Annotated in this window: 16 protein-coding genes; 6 read left to right on the plus strand and 10 right to left on the minus strand. The window is 68.1% G+C overall.

Going from position 1 to position 16,562, the window contains the following annotated elements; all coding sequences use genetic code 11:
* Positions 1-32 precede the first annotated feature (32 nt).
* Positions 33-1,049 carry a polyprenyl synthetase family protein gene (locus tag AL072_RS20635; RefSeq protein ID WP_045584606.1) on the minus strand — a complete coding sequence of 339 codons (1,017 nt, stop codon included), beginning with the start codon at positions 1,047-1,049 and terminating at the stop codon, positions 33-35.
* Positions 1,050-1,166: 117 nt separating this feature from the next.
* Between AL072_RS20635 and AL072_RS20640 the strand changes: the two genes are divergently transcribed.
* The 3 genes from AL072_RS20640 (at position 1,167) to AL072_RS20650 (ending at position 3,137) form a co-directional block, all read left to right on the plus strand.
* Complete coding sequence (locus tag AL072_RS20640; RefSeq protein ID WP_045584109.1) at positions 1,167-1,373, plus strand: putative signal transducing protein; 207 nt, start codon at positions 1,167-1,169, stop codon at positions 1,371-1,373.
* Positions 1,370-2,155 carry a tRNA1(Val) (adenine(37)-N6)-methyltransferase gene (locus AL072_RS20645; protein WP_045584110.1) on the plus strand — a complete coding sequence of 262 codons (786 nt, stop codon included), beginning with the start codon at positions 1,370-1,372 and terminating at the stop codon, positions 2,153-2,155. The genes AL072_RS20640 and AL072_RS20645 overlap by 4 nt, the downstream gene beginning before the upstream one ends.
* Positions 2,156-2,234: 79 nt before the next feature.
* Positions 2,235-3,137 (plus strand): S49 family peptidase, encoded by a 903-nt coding sequence (locus AL072_RS20650; protein ID WP_045584111.1) that lies wholly within the window; start codon positions 2,235-2,237, stop codon positions 3,135-3,137.
* Between the two features lie 10 nt (positions 3,138-3,147).
* Here the strand turns inward: AL072_RS20650 and AL072_RS20655 are convergent, their stop codons facing one another.
* The 7 genes from AL072_RS20655 to AL072_RS20685 form a co-directional block, all read right to left on the minus strand.
* Positions 3,148-3,552, minus strand: coding sequence for a hypothetical protein (locus AL072_RS20655; RefSeq protein ID WP_045584112.1), 405 nt, complete (start codon positions 3,550-3,552; stop codon positions 3,148-3,150).
* A gap of 218 nt (positions 3,553-3,770) precedes the next feature.
* Positions 3,771-4,259 (minus strand): YajQ family cyclic di-GMP-binding protein, encoded by a 489-nt coding sequence (locus AL072_RS20660; protein ID WP_045584113.1) that lies wholly within the window; start codon positions 4,257-4,259, stop codon positions 3,771-3,773.
* A 99-nt stretch (positions 4,260-4,358) separates the two neighbouring features.
* The gene (locus AL072_RS20665) at positions 4,359-5,372 is read right to left on the minus strand and encodes a peptide ABC transporter ATP-binding protein (protein ID WP_045584114.1); all 1,014 of its coding nucleotides are present in this window, start codon (positions 5,370-5,372) and stop codon (positions 4,359-4,361) included.
* Entirely contained in the window at positions 5,369-6,361 is a 993-nt protein-coding gene (locus tag AL072_RS20670; protein WP_045584115.1) for an ABC transporter ATP-binding protein, read from the minus strand. The genes AL072_RS20665 and AL072_RS20670 overlap by 4 nt, the downstream gene beginning before the upstream one ends.
* Before the next feature lie 4 nt (positions 6,362-6,365).
* Positions 6,366-7,289, minus strand: coding sequence for an ABC transporter permease subunit (locus AL072_RS20675; protein ID WP_045584116.1), 924 nt, complete (start codon positions 7,287-7,289; stop codon positions 6,366-6,368).
* A gap of 9 nt (positions 7,290-7,298) precedes the next feature.
* Positions 7,299-8,309, minus strand: coding sequence for an ABC transporter permease subunit (locus AL072_RS20680; protein WP_045584117.1), 1,011 nt, complete (start codon positions 8,307-8,309; stop codon positions 7,299-7,301).
* A 191-nt stretch (positions 8,310-8,500) separates the two neighbouring features.
* Positions 8,501-10,099 carry an ABC transporter substrate-binding protein gene (locus tag AL072_RS20685; RefSeq protein ID WP_045584118.1) on the minus strand — a complete coding sequence of 533 codons (1,599 nt, stop codon included), beginning with the start codon at positions 10,097-10,099 and terminating at the stop codon, positions 8,501-8,503.
* A gap of 361 nt (positions 10,100-10,460) precedes the next feature.
* Between AL072_RS20685 and AL072_RS20690 the strand changes: the two genes are divergently transcribed.
* The gene (locus tag AL072_RS20690) at positions 10,461-11,411 is read left to right on the plus strand and encodes a DMT family transporter (protein ID WP_045584119.1); all 951 of its coding nucleotides are present in this window, start codon (positions 10,461-10,463) and stop codon (positions 11,409-11,411) included.
* A 99-nt stretch (positions 11,412-11,510) separates the two neighbouring features.
* A complete protein-coding gene (locus tag AL072_RS20695; RefSeq protein WP_045584120.1) occupies positions 11,511-12,410 on the plus strand; it encodes a ChbG/HpnK family deacetylase in 900 nt (299 codons plus the stop codon).
* Positions 12,411-12,423: 13 nt separating this feature from the next.
* Here AL072_RS20695 and AL072_RS20700 read toward each other — a convergent pair whose 3' ends face one another.
* The gene (locus tag AL072_RS20700; protein WP_045584121.1) at positions 12,424-14,070 is read right to left on the minus strand and encodes an AMP-binding protein; all 1,647 of its coding nucleotides are present in this window, start codon (positions 14,068-14,070) and stop codon (positions 12,424-12,426) included.
* A gap of 353 nt (positions 14,071-14,423) precedes the next feature.
* Positions 14,424-14,930, minus strand: coding sequence for a hypothetical protein (locus AL072_RS20705; protein WP_045584122.1), 507 nt, complete (start codon positions 14,928-14,930; stop codon positions 14,424-14,426).
* 797 nt (positions 14,931-15,727) lie between these two features.
* Here AL072_RS20705 and AL072_RS20710 point away from each other — a divergent pair.
* A complete protein-coding gene (locus AL072_RS20710) occupies positions 15,728-16,531 on the plus strand; it encodes a response regulator (RefSeq protein ID WP_045584123.1) in 804 nt (267 codons plus the stop codon).
* Positions 16,532-16,562 lie beyond the last annotated feature (31 nt).

The raw sequence follows: 16,562 nt of genomic DNA on the forward strand, positions 1-16,562 counted from the left end.
CCAGCCCGGCCGCGGCCCCGCCCGCAACCCGGTCAGAAGTCGCGATCGATCACGAAATCAATGACTTCCAGCAGGGCCTGCTTGACCGGCCCGTCGGCGAACAGGCCGAGGCTGTCGCGGGCGATGGAGCCGTAATGGCGCGCCCGCTCCACCGTGTCCTTCAGCGCGTTGTGGCGGGCCATCAGCGCCTGGGCGTGTTCGAGGTCGCCGTCCTTCTGGTCGAGCTCCTCCATCACCCGGCGCCAGAAGGCGCGTTCCTCGTCGTTGCCCCGGCGGAAGGCCAGCACCACCGGCAGGGTGATCTTGCCCTCGCGGAAATCGTCGCCGACCGTCTTGCCCAGCTTCGCCTGCAAGGCCGAATAGTCGAGCACGTCGTCGACCAGCTGGAAGGCGATGCCGAGATTCATGCCGTAATCGTAGAGCGCCAGCTCCTCCGCCTGGGGGCGGGCGGCGACGACGGCGCCGACGCGGCAGGCGGCGGCGAACAGCTCGGCGGTCTTGCCCTTGATGACCTCCAGATAGGCCTGCTCGCTGGTCTCGGTGTCGTTGGTGGTGCGCAGCTGCAGCACCTCGCCCTCGGCGATGATGGCCGACGCGCCGGACAGGATGCGCAGCACGTCGAGCGACTGCACCTCCACCATCATCTCGAAGGCGCGGGAGAACAGGAAATCGCCGACCAGCACGCTGGCCTTGTTGCCGAACACCGCGTTGGCCGAGGCCATGCCGCGCCGCAGGTCGCTTTCGTCGACGACGTCGTCATGCAGCAGGGTGGCGCTGTGGATGAACTCCACCACCGCCGCCAGCAGCCGGTGATGCTCGCCCTGGTAGCCGCACATGTTGGCCGCCGCCAGCGTCAGCACCGGGCGCAGGCGCTTGCCTCCGGCCGCGATCAGGTAGCCGGCCAACTGGGGGATCATCTCCACCGACGACTGCATCCGGTCGAGGATGATCTGGTTGACGGCGCTGAGATCCTCGGCCACCAAAGCGGTCAGGTCGTCGAGCGGGGTAGACTTGCGCCGTTTCGGCTCGAAGTTGGTCACGACCGCCAAGGTCGACTCCACGGGTGATTGACGCCAGAATTTGCGCTAGGGAGCATAACGGCCTAGCCTCTTCGGTCAAGTCCGCAGGGGACCGTTCTTTTGAGACGCCCGTCCTTACGAGACACCATGACCGAACTGCTGCGCACCACCGACCCCGTCCGCCTGTCCTGGCTGGTCGCCCTGCTGGCCGACGCCGGGATCGAGACCGTGGTCTTCGACACCCACACCAGCATGCTGGAGGGGTCGATCGGCGCCATCCCGCGCCGGCTGATGGTCGAGGCCGGCGATGCCGTCCGGGCCGCCCGCATCCTGCGCGAGGCCGGCGAAGCATGAGCGGGCGGCCCGTGCCGGCGGCGGAGGCCCCCCCCGTACCGCCCCCGCAGGAGTGGCATGCGGATTTCCTGCTGAACGGCAGGGTGACGCTGCTCCAGCCCGACGGCGGCTATCGCGCCGCCATCGACCCGGTTTTCCTCGCCGCCGTCACCGCCGCCGTTTCCGGGGATCGGGTGCTGGATGCCGGCACCGGCACCGGGGCTGCGGCATTGTGCCTCGCCGCCCGGGTGGCGGGCGCGACCGTGGTCGGGCTGGAACAGCGGGCCGACGCCTGCGCCTTCGCCCGCCGCAATGCGGATCTGAGCGGGCTGGCCGGCCGGGTGACGGTGGTGGAGGGCGACCTGCTGGACCCGCCCGCCACGCTCGGCCGTGGCGGCTTCGACCGGGTGATGATGAATCCGCCCTATCTGAAGGCCGATGCCGCCAGCCGCCCGCCCGACGACTGGAAGGCGGCGGCGAATGTCGAGGGGGCGGCGCGGCTGACCGACTGGGTGCGTTTCGCCGACCGCATGCTGAAGCCGCGCGGCACCCTGACCATGGTCCACCGCGCCGACCGCATCGAGGACATCCTCGGCGCCCTGCGCGGCCGGTTCGGCAGCCTGGTGCTGGTGCCGCTATGGCCCAAGCCGGGGGTGGAGGCCAAACGCCTGCTGCTGGTCGCGCGCAAGGGCGGCAAGGCGCCCGCCCGCCTGACTGCCGGCCTGACCGTGCATGACGCGGATGGCGGCTACTCCGCGGCGGCGGCGCGGGTGCTGCGTGATGCGGGGGAGCTGGCGCTTTAGCGGAGCGCATTCTGGCGGTGGCCATTTTAGCTGGGACGGCGCCTTTCAAACGGAAGACTTCAATCCCATCTCTGGCGGCATGAGCCTGAAATCCCTCCTCGCCAAACTCCCCTTCGGCCCCTGGCGCAAGGCCGGGCCGCTGGTGTCCGTCGTCCGCCTGACCGGCGTCATCGGCCAGGGCGGCCCGTTCCGCTCCGGCCTGTCGCTGGCCGGCGTCGCCCCGCTGCTGGACCGGGCCTTCGCGCCCAAGGACCAGAAGGCGGTGGCGCTGATCGTCAACTCCCCCGGCGGGTCGCCGGTGCAGTCGGCGCTGATCGCCAAGCGCATCCGCGATCTGGCGGAAGAGAAGAAGGTGCCGGTCTTCGCCTTCTGCGAGGATGCGGCGGCGTCGGGCGGCTATTGGCTGGCCTGCGCGGCCGACGAGATCTGGGCCGACGAAAGCTCCATCGTCGGGTCGATCGGCGTGGTGTCCTCCGGTTTCGGCCTGCACGGGCTGATCGAGCGCCACGGCATCGAGCGCCGCCTCTACACCGCCGGCGACAAGAAGGTGCTGCTCGACCCCTTCTCGCCCGAGCGGGAGGACGGCGTCGCCCATCTGAAGGCCCTGCAGGCCGACATCCACGAGGCGTTCAAGGCGATGGTGCGCGCACGGCGCGGCGCCCGCCTGACCGGACCGGAGGAGGAACTGTTCTCCGGTTCCTTCTGGGCCGGGCGCAGGGCGCTCGCGCTCGGGCTGATCGACGGGCTGGGCGACCTGCGTTCGGTCATGCGCGGCCGGTTCGGCGAGAAGGTCCGCCTGCGGGTGGTCGAGCAGGAACGCGGCCTGATGCGGCGGCTGGGGCTGCGGGCCGGCGGCGGCACCCCGGCGTTGCAGGCCGGCGGGACACCCGAGGTCTTCGCCGAAGCCCTGGTGGCCGCCGCCCGCACATCCCTGGACGATTGGGCGGCCGACTGGGCGGCCCGGGCGCGGCTGGGGCTGTAGAAGCCCCGGCTCAGGCGGCGGAGTTCTGGGTCAGCAGAGTCGTCAGCCAGCGGAAATTGCTGCCGTCGCCGGCCTGGATCGCGCTTTCCACCACCTGGGCCGCGGTGGCGGGATCCTGGGGATCGGGAATTGCCGCGGTGGGCGCCGCGACCGACCCGCCCTGCCCCTCCTCCTGGGCGAACAGGGTGACGGCGCCGACGCCGAGGCGCAGCGCCGGCTGGGCATTCGCCACCACACCGGCGCCGTCGGCGGCGGAGGTTCCGCCCTCCACCCCGTTCAGGGTTTCCAGCATCGCCGCGAACTGGCCGGCCAGCGCACCCGCCTGCCGGGACGCAGGTGTCCCCTTGCGCTCCAGGACGTCTTCCGCCCGGATGCGCATGGCTTGCGTGGCATCGCTGTTGGCCATCATCGACATGGGGAAAGTCCCTGCGGTTTGTGGCGAACCGCAGGGACACAGGCAAAAATCACGCCATCAACGCAGTCGAGGGGGCATAAGCCTCACGGCGGCCCCTGCGACCTTTTGCCCGGCAAAAAATTCCCAGTCACCCGGCAGAAGATTCCCGGCGGCCGGCAAGCCTTGCCCAGCCGGCGGCGCTCCGCCGGCCGGCCGGGGGTGGTGGCCCGGGGCGGCGGTCAGTCGCGGAAATTCTCGTACTGCAGCGGCTGCTCGATGCCCATCCGCTTGACCAGGGCGATGGCGTCCTGCAGATCGTCGCGCTTCTTGCCCGTGATCCGCAATTCGTCGCCCTGGATCGAGACCTGGACCTTCATCTTGCTGTCCTTGATCCCTTTGACGATGGTCTTCGCCAGATCCTGCGCAATTCCCTGCTTGACCGTGACGGGATGGCGCAGCGCGTCGCCCGCCGCCCGCTCCGGCTTGGCCGAGAAGTCGAGCGCCGCGGCATCGAGCTTGCGGCGGGTCACATGGACGCGCAGCAACTCCTGCATCTGCTCCAGCTTGGTGGCATCGTCGGCCAGCAGCACGATCTCGTTCTCGGTCCGCTCGACGGTGCATTTCGAGCCCTTGAAATCGAACCGGGTCTCGATCTCGCGACGGACGCCGGCGATGGCGTTGTCGATCTCGTGGACGTCCGTCTTGGACACGATGTCGAACGACGGCATGGCGGCACTCTCCCTATAGGACTTCTGGTGAACGGATCGGCCGCACCGTAAAGAAGACGGCCGCCGCACTCAACAGCCGCCTTCCCCGACGGGGTCCGCTCATTCCATCTGTTCGGCGTGGTGGCAGGCCACCAGCCGTTCGTCGACCGGGCGCAGCGCCGGAACCTCCGCCGCGCAGCGGTCGGTGGCGTAGGGGCAGCGCTTGTGGAACGCGCAGCCCGGCGGCGGGTTCAGCGGCGACGGCAGCTCGCCCTTGGGCACCACCCGCTCGAGCCGCAGGTCGGGATTCACCCGCGGCGTCGCCGCCAGCAGGATGCGGGTGTAGGGATGGCGCGGCCGATTGAAGACCACGTCCTTGTCGCCATGCTCCACCGGCTTGCCCAGATACATCACCATCAGCGAATCGGCGATGTGCCGCACCACGCTGAGGTCATGGGAGATGAACAGGTAGGCGAGGTTCAGCTCCTCCTGCAAATCCATCATCAGGTTGAGAACCTGGGCCTGGATCGACACGTCGAGCGCCGACACCGGCTCGTCCGCAACGACGACGCGCGGGTTCAGCATCAGGGCGCGGGCGATGGCGATGCGCTGGCGCTGGCCGCCGGAGAACATGTGGGGGTAGCGGTCGACCTGATCGGGCCGCAAGCCCACCTTGCCCATCATGGCGACCGCGCGGTCGCGCCGCTCATGCTTGTCCATGGCGGTGTTGATCACCAGCGGCTCGGTCAGGATCGATCCGACCGTCTTGCGCGGGTTCAGCGAGCCGTAGGGATTCTGGAAGACCATCTGCACCGTGCGGCGCAGCTCCTTCATCTCGGCCGCGCTTCGCCCGACGACGTCGCGGCCGTCATAATGCAGCTCGCCCGAGGTCGGCGGCTCGATCATGGTGACGGAGCGGGCGAGCGTCGACTTGCCGCAGCCCGATTCGCCGACCACCGCCAGCGTCTTGCCGGCCTGCAGGCGGAACGACACGCCGTCCAGCGCCTTCACCGTCGCCAGCGGCTTGAAGGCGCCGCGCTTGACGGCATAGTGCTTGCGCAGGTCGCGCGCCTCCAGCACGACCGAATTGCCGGCCTCCGCCTCGAAGATTTTGGATTCGGTGCCGATGCTCATGACAGCGCCTCCCCGGCGGCGGAATGGCCGTCCGGCAGCGGGTAGAAACAGCGCGCCCGCCCGTCGTCGACGTCGAACAGGGCCGGGCGCTCGGCGCGGCAGCGGACGTCGGCGAAGCGGCAGCGCGGGCTGAACAGGCAGCCCGCCGGCCGGTCGGCGATGCCCGGCACCATGCCGGGAATGGTCGGCAGCCGGCGCTTGCCCAGCGCCCGTTCCGGCAGCGCGTCGAGCAGGGCGCCGGTGTAGGGATGGCGCGGCCGCTCGAACAGGGAATGGACGGGCCGCGTCTCCGCCACCTGCCCGGCATACATCACGACGACGCGCTGCGCCGTCTCCGCCACCACGCCCATGTCGTGGGTGATCAGGATCAGCGCCATGCCGCGCTCGCGCTGGAGCTGGACCAGCAGGTCGAGGATCTGCTTCTGGATGGTGACGTCGAGCGCCGTCGTCGGCTCGTCCGCCACCAGCAGGCGCGGGTTGCAGGCGATGGCGATGGCGATCATCACGCGCTGGTTCATGCCGCCCGACAGCTGGTGCGGGAAGGCGGACAGCCGGGTTTCCGGCGCCGGAATGCCGACCTGCTCCAGCAGCGCGATGGCGCGGTTGCGCAGCGCCTTGCCGGACAGCCCCTCATGCACCCGCAGCGTCTCCATGATCTGGAAGCCGACGGTGAAGCAGGGGTTGAGGCTGGTCATCGGCTCCTGGAAGACCATCGCCACGTCCTTGCCGGTGATCTTCCGGCGCTGGGCGGCGGGCATGGTCAGCAGATCCCGGCCGGCGAACATCATCCGGTCGGCGACGACCCGGCCGTTGGAGCCGAGCAGCCCCATCACGGCCAGCGAGGTCACGGACTTGCCGGAGCCGGATTCGCCGACGATGCCGACGACCTCGCCCTCGTCAACGGTCAGGTCGATGCCATCCACCGCGCGGAAGGTGCCGGCGCGGGTGGTGAACTCGACCGACAGGTTCTTGATGTCGAGAAGAGGCATGGGGTCAACGTTTCAGCTTGGGGTCGAGCGCGTCGCGAAGACCGTCGCCCAACAGGTTGAAGGCCAGCACGGTCACCAGGATGGCGACGCCGGGCCAGGTGACGACCCACGGCGCCCGCTGGAGGAACTGCAGCGAGGAGGCCAGCATCGTGCCCCATTCCGGCGTCGGCGGCTGGGCGCCGAGCCCGAGGAAGCCCAGCGCGGCGGCGTCCAGGATGGCGGTGGAGAAGCCGAGCGTCGCCTGCACGATCAGCGGCGCCATGCAGTTCGGCAGCACCACGATCAGCATCAGGCGCATCGGCCCGGCCCCGGCGACGCGCGAGGCGACGACATAATCCTTGTTCACCTCCGCCAGCACGGCGGCGCGGGTCAGGCGGGCATAGTGCGGGATCACCACCACCGACACTGCCAGCATGGCGTTCACCAGCCCCGGCCCGAGGATGGCGGCGACCACCACCGCCAGCAGCAGCGAGGGCAGCGCCAGCAGGATGTCCATGCCGCGCATGATCAGCACGTCGGCCATGCCGCCGAAGAAGCCGGCGGCCAGCCCCAGACCCAGCCCGACGGCCAGCGACAGGGTGACGACGATCAGGCCGATCATCATCGACAGCCGCGCGCCATACATCAGGCGCGACAGCATGTCGCGGCCGATGTCGTCGGTGCCGAGCATGTAGGTCCAGGTGCCGCCCTCCTGCCAGACCGGCGGCGTCAGGATGGCGTCGCGGTACTGGATGTCGGGATCGTGCGGCGCGATCACGCCGGCGAAGACGGCGATCAGCGCGATCAGCAGGATCACCACCAGGCCGGCCAGCGCGCCCTTGTTCTGCCGGAAGTGATACCAGAATTCGGCCAGCGGGTGCGGCGGACGCGATGCGGCGACCGGTTCCGGGGTGGCCGGCTCTGTCTTGGCGGAAAGTTCAGTGGACATGGTTCAGCCTCACCGCGCGTGACGGATGCGGGGGTTGAGGACGCCGTAGAGCACGTCCACCAGAAGATTGACCAGGATCACCGAGGTGGCGATCAGCAGGACGCCGCCCTGCAGGGCCGGATAGTCGCGGCGGTTGATCGATTCGATCAGCCATTTGCCGACGCCCGGCCAGGAGAAGATGGTCTCGGTCAGGATGGCGCCGCCCAGCAGCGTGCCGACCTGCAAACCGATGACGGTCACCACCGGGATCAGCGCGTTGCGCAGCGCATGCATGCCGATGACCCGGCCACTGTCCAGCCCCTTGGCGCGGGCGGTGCGGATGTAATCCTCGCCCAGCACCTCCAGCATCGCCGAGCGCGTCATGCGTGCCACCACCGCCAGCGGCACGGTGCCCAACACGATCGTCGGCAGCACCAGATGGCCGAGCGCCGAGCGGAAGGCCTCGTATTCGCCGGCCATCAGCGTGTCGATCAGCATGAAGCCGGTCACCGGCTCGATATAATGGACCAGATCCAGGCGCCCCGACACCGGGGTCCAGCCCAGGCCGACCGAGAAGAACAGGATCAGCAGCAGGCCCCACCAGAAGATCGGCATCGAATAGCCGGTCAGGCTGAGGCCCATCACGCCATGGTCGAACAGCGACCCGCGCTTCACCGCCGCCAGGATGCCGGCCGGCAGGCCGATCAGCGTCGCGAACAGCATGGCGCACAGCGCCAGTTCCAGCGTCGCCGGGAACAGCGTCAGGAACTCGCTCAGCACCGAATTGTGGGTGATCAGCGACAGGCCGAAATCGCCGGACAGCACGTTGCCGACATAATCGAGGAACTGCTGCCACAGCGGGCGGTCGAGGCCGAGCTCGTGGCGGAGCACGGCCAGCCGTTCGGGCGCGATGCCCCGTTCGCCGACGCGCACCTCGATGGGGTCGCCGGGAACCAGCCGGATCAGGATGAAGGTCAGAAAGGTGATGCCGAGAAAGGTCGGAATCACCAAGCTCACCCGCGTCAGGATGAAGCGAAGCATCGAAGGGTACTCATATTTTAAAACTGCGATAAAAACTGGAACGGAGCGCTGTCTTGACAACGCCCCGTTCCGCTGGGGGAACTCCCCCGTTCCGAACCCGCCCCCGCTCACGCCGGGACGGGACACTCATGCACCGGGAACGCACCGACGCCCGGCAGCGCGCCCCGGATCACGTCCGGATCGCGCCAAGCTCACTTCAGGTCGACGCCTTCGAAGCGATGGATGCCGAACGGATCCATCTTGTAGCCGACGACATTCTTGGCGAGCCCCATGTAGACCACCGAATGGGCGATGGTGTACCAGGGCGCCTCTTCCTTGAAGATGACCTGGGACTGTTCGTAAAGCTTGGTGCGCGCGGCGATGTCGGTGGTGCGCTTGGCCTGGACGACGAGGTCGTCGAACTCCTTGTTGCACCATTTGGACAGGTTGTTGCCGCCCGGACGCGCCGCCTCGCAGCCCAGCAGGGTGTAGAGGAAGTTGTCGGGGTCGCCGTTGTCGCCGGTCCAGCCGAGCATGCCCATCTGGTGCTCGCCCTGCTGCATCCGCTTGCGGTATTCACCCCACTCGTACTGCACGATCTTCGCCTTGACGCCGACCTTGGCCAGATCGGCCTGCATCATCTCGGCGATGCGCTTGGCGTTGGGGTTGTAGGGACGCTGCACCGGCATCGCCCACAGGTCGGTCTCGAAGCCGTTGGGATATCCCGCATCGGCCAGCAGCTTCTTCGCCCGCTCGACGTCGTACGGATAATCCTCGATCGCGGTGTTGTACGACCACATGGTCGGCGGGATCGGGTTCTTGGCCGGGACGCCGGCGGCCTGATAGACCGCGGCGACCATCGCCTTCTTGTCCATCGCCATGCTGACGGCGCGGCGGACGCGCACGTCGTCGAACGGCTTCTTGGTCACGTTGAAGGAGACGTAGCCGACGTTCAGGCCTTCCTGCTCCTGCACGACGATCGAGCCGTCCTTCTTCATCGAGTCGATGTCGGCCGGGTTCGGATAGGGCATGACCTGGCATTCGCCGGCCTTCAGCTTGGCCAGCCGGACCGCCGCGTCGGGCGTGATCGCGAAGACGAGGTTGTCGAGCGGCTGCTTGCCGCCCCAATACTGCTCGAATGCCTTGTAGCGGACGACGGCGTCCTTCTGGTAGGCGACGAACTGGAAGGGGCCGGTGCCGACCGGCACCTGGTCGATCTTCTCGGGCGTGCCCTTCTTCAGCAGCATCGCGCCGTATTCGGCCGACATGATCGGCGCGAACGGCATGGCGAGGTTGGCCAGGAACGGCGCCTCGACCGCGTTCAACGTGAACCTGACCGTCAGGTCGTCCACCTTCTCGATCGACTTCAACAGCTTGGGCATCGCCATGTCGTTGAAGTAGTCGTAGGCGCCGCCGGAGATCTTGTGGAAGGGATTGTCCTGCTTCCACTGGCGCTCGAACGAGAAGATGACGTCATCGGCGTTGGCGTCGCGCGTCGGCTTGAAGTCGCCGACGCTGTGCCACTTGGCACCGGCACGCAGCTTGAAGGTGTAGACCAGCCCGTCGTCGGAGATGGTCCAGGATTCCGCCAGGCCTGGAATGACCTTGGTTCCGCCATGCTCGAACTGGACGAGGTTGTTGTAGACCGGGAGAGCCACGTCGAAGCTGGTGCCGGTCGTATTCAACATCGGGTTGAAGTTTTCGGGGCTTCCCTCGGAGCAATAAACAAGGGTCTTCGCCGCCTGGGCCGGCGCCGACAGCGCCAGCGCCGCGGCCATACCAAGCCCGGCACCCAGCAGGATGCGCTTCATTCGTCTTGCCTCCCGATTTCGGTTGAGCGTAGAGAAAATTTGCCAGAACGCCTTTGGAAATAGCGTCGTCATTTGGCGCGTGCCGATGGCACCTGTCAACGCCTACATGCATACGTGGCTATACCGTAGCGCAGAGCATCTTTTGGCGCGCCGATCCGTTTGCAGGACGGCTTTTCAGCGCCGGAAAACGAAACAGTTGCAAATCCAACCATCCGGTTGACCGAACCGGCAGCTTGCTTACCTTGCGAATCAGGACGCCGGACGGCTGCCATGCACACCCGCCATGAAGGCCGGTCGCCGGCCGCATGCTAGGCTGGGTTGCAGCCTTTGCGGAACCACCCTTTCGGACACCGATCCAGCGATGCCGCTTCCCACATTGCCGCTTTCCCTGCGTTCCGGTCCGCTGGCCGCCTACGGCCTCTATCTGGTCGGATCGGCGCTGATGGCTGCGAATCCGGTGATCGGCCGGGCGGTCGCGCATGTGGTGCCGCCGATCGGAATGGCCTTCTGGCGCTGGCTGGTCGCCTTCCTGATCGTCCTGCCCTTCGCCCTGCCCGGCCTGCTGGCCCATCGCCACCGGTTGAGGCGGCAGTGGCGGCATTACCTGCTGCTCGGCGTGCTGGGCCAGGGGATTTCCGGCGCCATCGTCTATTACGGGCTGGAGCGCACCAGCGCCACCAATGCCAGCCTGATCTACGCCACCAGCCCGGCGATGATCCTGGCGCTCGCCGCCGTCTGGCTGGGCGACGCCATCCGGCCGCGGCAGGTGATCGGACTCCTGCTGGCGATGGCCGGCGTGCTGGCGATCCTGACCCGCGGCGACGTCGAGGCGCTGCTGCACCTGTCCTTCAATGTCGGCGACCTGCTGGTGCTGGCCGGGGCGGTGTCCTGGGCGGTCTACACCATCCTGCTGCGGCAATCGGGCACGCCCCTGCCGGTGGTCACCGCCTTCGCCGCCAACGCGTTCGCCGGAGTCCTGGTGCTGGCGCCCTTCTATGCCTGGGAGACCATCGCGGTGCGGCCGGTCCCCGTCTCGGCCTCCACCATCCTGTCGATCGTCGCGGTCGCGCTGTTCGCCTCGGTCCTGGCGCTGCTCACCTACCAGAAGACCATCGCCATGATGGGCGCCGCGCGCGCCTCCACCGCGCTGTACGTGTCGCCGCTGTGGGCCGCGCTGGCCTCCTGGCTGCTGCTGGCCGAGCCGTTGCAGGGCTTCCACCTGATCGGCGTGCTGCTGGTCCTGCCGGGGGTGATGCTGGCCACGCTGCCCGCCCGCAAGCCGGCGGCGGTAGCCGCGGCGGAAACCGCCTGACCGGCCGCCCGGCCCGCGGTTCGCGCAAGGCGTCGTCTTGATCGGAACCGCCGGCCGGCCCATCTTGGCCCAACCCATGGTGCCGGTGCGAATTCACGAATGACCGAGACGTCCCCCACCCGACTTGTTCTCTGTGCCGACGATTACGGGCTGGCACCCGGAGTCGATGCCGCCATCCGCGACCTGATCGCCGCCGGCCGGCTGACCGCGACGTCGGTCATGAGCCTCTGCCCGCACTGGCGCCCCGACGCGGCGGCGTTGCGCGAGCTGAAGGACAAGGCCGATGTCGGGTTGCATTTCACCCTGACCGACCAGCCACCGCTGGGGCCGATGCCGCTCCTCGCCCCCAACGGGCGGTTGCCGCCGTTGGGGCGGCTGATGGGCTGGGCCTATCGCGGGAAACTGAACGGCGCCGCCGTCCGCGCCGAAATCCGTGCCGAACTGTCGCGCCAGCTCGACGCCTTCACCCAGTCCTGGGGCGGACCGCCGGACCACATCGACGGCCACCAGCATGTCCACCAGCTGCCCGGAATCCGCGAGGCGGTGGTGGACGCGCTTGCCGCCCTGAACAGCGCATTGCCCGGCGCCCCGGCCGGCGCCTATGTCCGGCTGTGCGGCGAGCCGGTGGCCGCGATCCTGCGGCGTGGCGTCGCGGTGCCGAAGACGCTGCTGATCGGCGGGCTCGGCGGCGGATTGACCCGCATGGCGCGGGCGCGCGGCATTCCCGCAAACAGCCGCTTCGCCGGGGTCTACGACTTCGCCGGCAAGCGTCCCTTCGCCGAACTGATGCCGCGCTTCCTCGACGGGCTGGATGGCGGATCGGGCAGCCGTCCCCTGATCATGGTCCACCCCGGCCTTCCCGACGCCGAACTGCGCCGCGTCGACAGCCTGGTCGAGCCACGGCGGGCGGAATACGATTATCTGCGCGGACCGGAGTTCGCCGCCCTGCTGGAGCGGCGCGCCATCCGGCTGACCCGCTTCGCCGGCTTCGCCCTGTAACGCTTATCCGGCGTTATCCAACCTCGTCCGGCTGCCACGCGCGGCGGCGCAGCTTGAAGCGCTGGACCTTGCCGGTTTCCGTCCGCGGCAGGGCATCGAGGAACTCGATCGCGCGCGGGTACTTGTAGGGAGCGATGTGCTCCTTGACGTAGCTCTGGAGCTCTTCCGCCAGACGCTCGTCGGGGTACAGCCCGTCGCGCAGCACGACGAACGCCTTGGGAATCGTCCCGCGCACGGGATCGGGAGCGGCGATCACCGCGCATTCCTGCACCGCCTCGTGCGCCAGCAGGATGTTCTCGACCTCCAGCCCGGAGATCTTGTAGCCGGCCGAGACGATCAGGTCGTCGGTGCGGGCGTGGTACCAGAAGAAGCCGTCCTCATCGACGTGGAAGGCGTCGCCGGTCAGGTTCCAGCCCTGCTGGACATAGCTTTCCTGCCGCGGGTCGTCGAGATAGAGGCAGCCGGTCGCGCCGCGCACCGCCAGCCGGCCGACCTGCCCCGGCGGCAGCTTGCGGAACTGGTCGTCGACCACCATCGCCTCGTAGCCCGGCACCGGCTTGCCGGTGGAGCCGGGACGGACGTCGCCGGGCACCGCATGCAGCACGGCGTTCAACAGTTCGGTGGTGCCCAGGCTGTCGAGGATCTCCAGCCCGGTGGCGTCGCGCCAGCCCTCGAAGGTCTGCTGCGGCAGCGGCTCGCCGGCAGACACGCACAGCCGCAGGGAGCGCAGTCCGTCCGCCAGCACCGGATCCGCGGCCATCCGGCCGATCATGCCGCGATAGACGGTGGGCACGGTGAACATCACCGTCGCCCTGTGCCGGGCCGCCGCCTCCAGCAGCCGGTCGGCGGTCCCGCGCTCCAGCAGGATGACCGAGGCGCCGATGCGCAGCGGGAACAGCAGCAGCCCGCCCAGCCCATAGGCGAAGGCCAGCGTCGGCGAGCCGCAGAACACGTCGTCCGCCTGCGTTCCCAGCGCCGAGCGCGGCGACAGATCGGCGATCGCCAGCAGGTGGCGATGCAGATGGGCCGCCGCCTTGGGCGTGCCGGTGGTGCCGGAGGTGAAGGCGATCAGCGCCACGTCGTCGGCCGCGGTGTCCGCCGCCTCGAATCCGGCCGGCTTGGTGGCGATGCGGTGCTCCAGCTCGCCGTCGCGGAAGCCGACGATGCGCAGCGAGGGCAGCGCCGCCTCCTCCAGATCGTCGAGGAAATGGGTGTCGCACAGCGCCATGTCGATCCGGGCGCGCGTCAGCACGTCGGCCAGCTCCGGCGCGCGCAGCAGCGGCATGGTCGGCACCAGCACGCCGCCGGCCTTGATCACCGCCAGCCAGCAGGCGGCCAGCATCGGGGTGTTCGGCCCGCGCAGCAGCACGCGGTTCCCGGTGACCAGCCCGTAATCCTCGGTCAGCACACGGGCGATGCGGTCGACGGTGTCGCGCATCCGGCCATAGCTCCACACCGTGCCGTCGCCGCCGATCAGACAGGGGCTGTCGTCCCGGCCGCGGTCGCGCCAGCCGTCGATCAGGGCGGAGACGGCGTTGAGGCGTTCGGGATACCGGAGTTCGGGGCGGTCGAGAATGAGGTCGGGGCGCTGCGACGGGGCCGGCAGCCGGTCGCGGGTGAAGCTGTCCAGATGTCCGGATCGTGCCCCGGCTGTCGTCATGCGCTGCGATGCCTCCCCCCGTTGCAGGACGGGAAGAGCGGGGCCGGCGTGATCGGTGGGCGGCCCGGGCCGCCACACGCGCGGTTCAGACACGGCCATGCCATCGGCCGGCGCGAATGCGCAACCTTTCATGGGCAATGCTCCATTTCCCCCCGCAGAGGACGCAAGACCACGCCTCCGTCTTATTTTTTATGATCCGACTATAGTGCCGGGGAGCGCCTGTGAGCCATGCAACGAACGAATGGTTGGCACACCATCAATCGCCATTTCTGCCGGGACAAGTGACTGAAAACGCCTGTTTTTCGTTGGTAAGACGCACGATTTGGAACGAAAGTATGGGGCCCCTCGCCCGGCTACTGCCCGTTTTGCAGATACAGGTCGATCTCGCCCTGTTCCATCACATGGGCGGTGCCGTGGATGATGCCGTTGGCCACCTGGATGATGCGGTGGATCATGGCGACGGAGGTCTGGCAATCCAGCCGCAGCTTGTCCGGGTCGCCGCTGTCGATGTCGGTTCCGATCCGCTCCAGCGTGTGGGCGATCACCTGATGGGCCTGGACGATGGTGTCCTCGAACGGCCGGCGGAATTTCGACGGCACATGCCCATAGGCCTCGATCGCCAGTTCCTTGTCGGAGAAGCCGCTGTCGCGGAAATGCTCGGCATAGCTCTTGGGCTGCCAGATGCGGCATTCCTCCAGCATGTCCGGCATGTCCGGGATCATCTCGATCAGCATCACGATTTCGTTGAAGTGATTGAGATAATCGGTGGCGAGCAGAGTCTTTTCGGAGATGTTCGTGCCGCGCACGCGCTCCCGCCACCGGCCATAGTCGGCCAGTTCATCCGGCGGAACGCCATCCATCAGGGACCGATCCAACTCTTGGTCTTCCATGCGCGAACCCGGTCACGATGCGGCAATCGGCGTCAAGCCCGAAAGGTTGGACCGGCAGGGGCCGGCCAGCCTTCCATAACCGACGACACGGTCCAACCGTGAGCCGATGTCCTTAACGTCGGATTAAGCGCGATGCAAGGGGCGCACGCAGCCACGGGGGCAGATTTGCCCGAACACGGATGGCCGGCCGGACCGGCACCGTCGTTCGACCGGACTTCCGTCGGGCCGAGCTGCGTCTGCGCACCATCGCCGACCCCGGGTGGGAGAGGTTCGGACGCAATGCCGGACAAGAAAATGCGCGCCGGCATGGGGGATAGCCGGCGCGCATGAGGATCGGGAACACTCGCCTCGCCCTCGCACAGTCATCGGCACAGCCAATGGCCGGAGGGCAATGTCAGAGTAGGTTTGTAAGTCTTTCCGAAGGGTTAAGAATACCCTTCCGGCATCCCCTATGCCAGGATGGTCATAGGCCGGGCCTCGGCAGTCCGGGGGATGGTCCGGCCGACTCGCATACCATGCATAGAGAGTAATCCTTTATCGGTATCTCGAATAAATCTTTCGGGTTCACTCCCGTTAGGCCGTGAACTGCGCCATATGATTTGGACTGTTGCAGGTCCGAATGCGCCACTCTGCTGATCGGAGCAGCGTCGGCAACGTCGCGACCTTCGGCGGGACCGCCCGGCGCAGCGACCGCATCCGGATCCCCGGGGCGGCTTCGCCGGAAGGAATGTCAGGAACACGCGCCGCAGAAAGGCACGGGGAGAGAGATGGAGCAGTACACCGGTCATTTCATGCAGCACTTGCCCTACCTGCGCCGTTACGCCCGGGCATTGACCGGGACGAACGGGCGCGGGGACGCCTTGGTCACCCGCACCCTGGAGTGGTATCTGGAAGCCGAAGAGGCGGAAACCGGAGGGAACGACGACCTGTCGCGCGGCGCGCTCTACCGCCATCTGAACGAGCTTCAGGACAAGGAAGGCGCCGCCCCCGCGGTCGCCCCCTATCATCCGGTCGAATCCGCGCTGATGACGCTGGACGAGACCGACCGGCGGCTCTACCTGCTGGTCAACCTGGAGGATCTGCCGGTCGGCGATGCCGCCGCCGTCCTGGGCATCGCGCCGGAAAACGCGATGGAGCGGCTGACCCATGCCCGCGAGCGTGTCCGTGCCCGCCTGACCGCCACCATCCTGATCGTCGAGGACGATGCGATCATCGCCTATGATCTGGCGGAAACGGTGCGCGGCATGGGCCACATCGTCTGCGGCAACGCGGCGACGATGGACGAGGCGCTGGCCCTGGCGGCCGAGCACCGGCCGACGCTGGCCCTGATGGACATCCGTCTGGCCGACGGCGACAACGGGCTGGAGGTGGCGCGCGAACTGCGGGCCCGCCGTTTCCTGCCGGTGATCTTCGTCACCGCCTTCCCCGACGATCTGGCCAAGCACGGGTTGGAACATCTGGGGCCGGTGATTCCGAAGCCCTTCACCCGCGACCAGATCGAACAGGCGATCACGCGCGCGGTGTTCATGCCGCAGCCGGAAGACGCCCGCGAGACGGCGCAGCCCCATTGAGGGGCGGCGCCGCGCCCGCGGCCGGCTGGGA

This window comes from Azospirillum thiophilum (genome assembly GCF_001305595.1).
Lineage (GTDB): Bacteria > Pseudomonadota > Alphaproteobacteria > Azospirillales > Azospirillaceae > Azospirillum > Azospirillum thiophilum.

Excerpts from the sequence above, each read along its gene's own strand:
- AL072_RS20675 (WP_045584116.1), bottom strand. The coding sequence starts at position 7,289 with ATGTCCACTGAACTTTCCGCCAAGACAGAGCCGGCCACCCCGGAACCG.
- AL072_RS20670 (WP_045584115.1), bottom strand. The coding sequence starts at position 6,361 with ATGCCTCTTCTCGACATCAAGAACCTGTCGGTCGAGTTCACCACCCGC.
- AL072_RS20640 (WP_045584109.1), top strand. The coding sequence starts at position 1,167 with ATGACCGAACTGCTGCGCACCACCGACCCCGTCCGCCTGTCCTGGCTG.
- AL072_RS20700 (WP_045584121.1), bottom strand. The coding sequence starts at position 14,070 with ATGACGACAGCCGGGGCACGATCCGGACATCTGGACAGCTTCACCCGC.
- AL072_RS20665 (WP_045584114.1), bottom strand. The coding sequence starts at position 5,372 with ATGAGCATCGGCACCGAATCCAAAATCTTCGAGGCGGAGGCCGGCAAT.
- AL072_RS20710 (WP_045584123.1), top strand. The coding sequence starts at position 15,728 with ATGGAGCAGTACACCGGTCATTTCATGCAGCACTTGCCCTACCTGCGC.
- AL072_RS20685 (WP_045584118.1), bottom strand. The coding sequence starts at position 10,099 with ATGAAGCGCATCCTGCTGGGTGCCGGGCTTGGTATGGCCGCGGCGCTG.
- AL072_RS20645 (WP_045584110.1), top strand. The coding sequence starts at position 1,370 with ATGAGCGGGCGGCCCGTGCCGGCGGCGGAGGCCCCCCCCGTACCGCCC.
- AL072_RS20655 (WP_045584112.1), bottom strand. The coding sequence starts at position 3,552 with ATGTCGATGATGGCCAACAGCGATGCCACGCAAGCCATGCGCATCCGG.
- AL072_RS20705 (WP_045584122.1), bottom strand. The coding sequence starts at position 14,930 with ATGGATGGCGTTCCGCCGGATGAACTGGCCGACTATGGCCGGTGGCGG.
- AL072_RS20650 (WP_045584111.1), top strand. The coding sequence starts at position 2,235 with ATGAGCCTGAAATCCCTCCTCGCCAAACTCCCCTTCGGCCCCTGGCGC.
- AL072_RS20690 (WP_045584119.1), top strand. The coding sequence starts at position 10,461 with ATGCCGCTTCCCACATTGCCGCTTTCCCTGCGTTCCGGTCCGCTGGCC.
- AL072_RS20695 (WP_045584120.1), top strand. The coding sequence starts at position 11,511 with ATGACCGAGACGTCCCCCACCCGACTTGTTCTCTGTGCCGACGATTAC.
- AL072_RS20680 (WP_045584117.1), bottom strand. The coding sequence starts at position 8,309 with ATGCTTCGCTTCATCCTGACGCGGGTGAGCTTGGTGATTCCGACCTTT.
- AL072_RS20660 (WP_045584113.1), bottom strand. The coding sequence starts at position 4,259 with ATGCCGTCGTTCGACATCGTGTCCAAGACGGACGTCCACGAGATCGAC.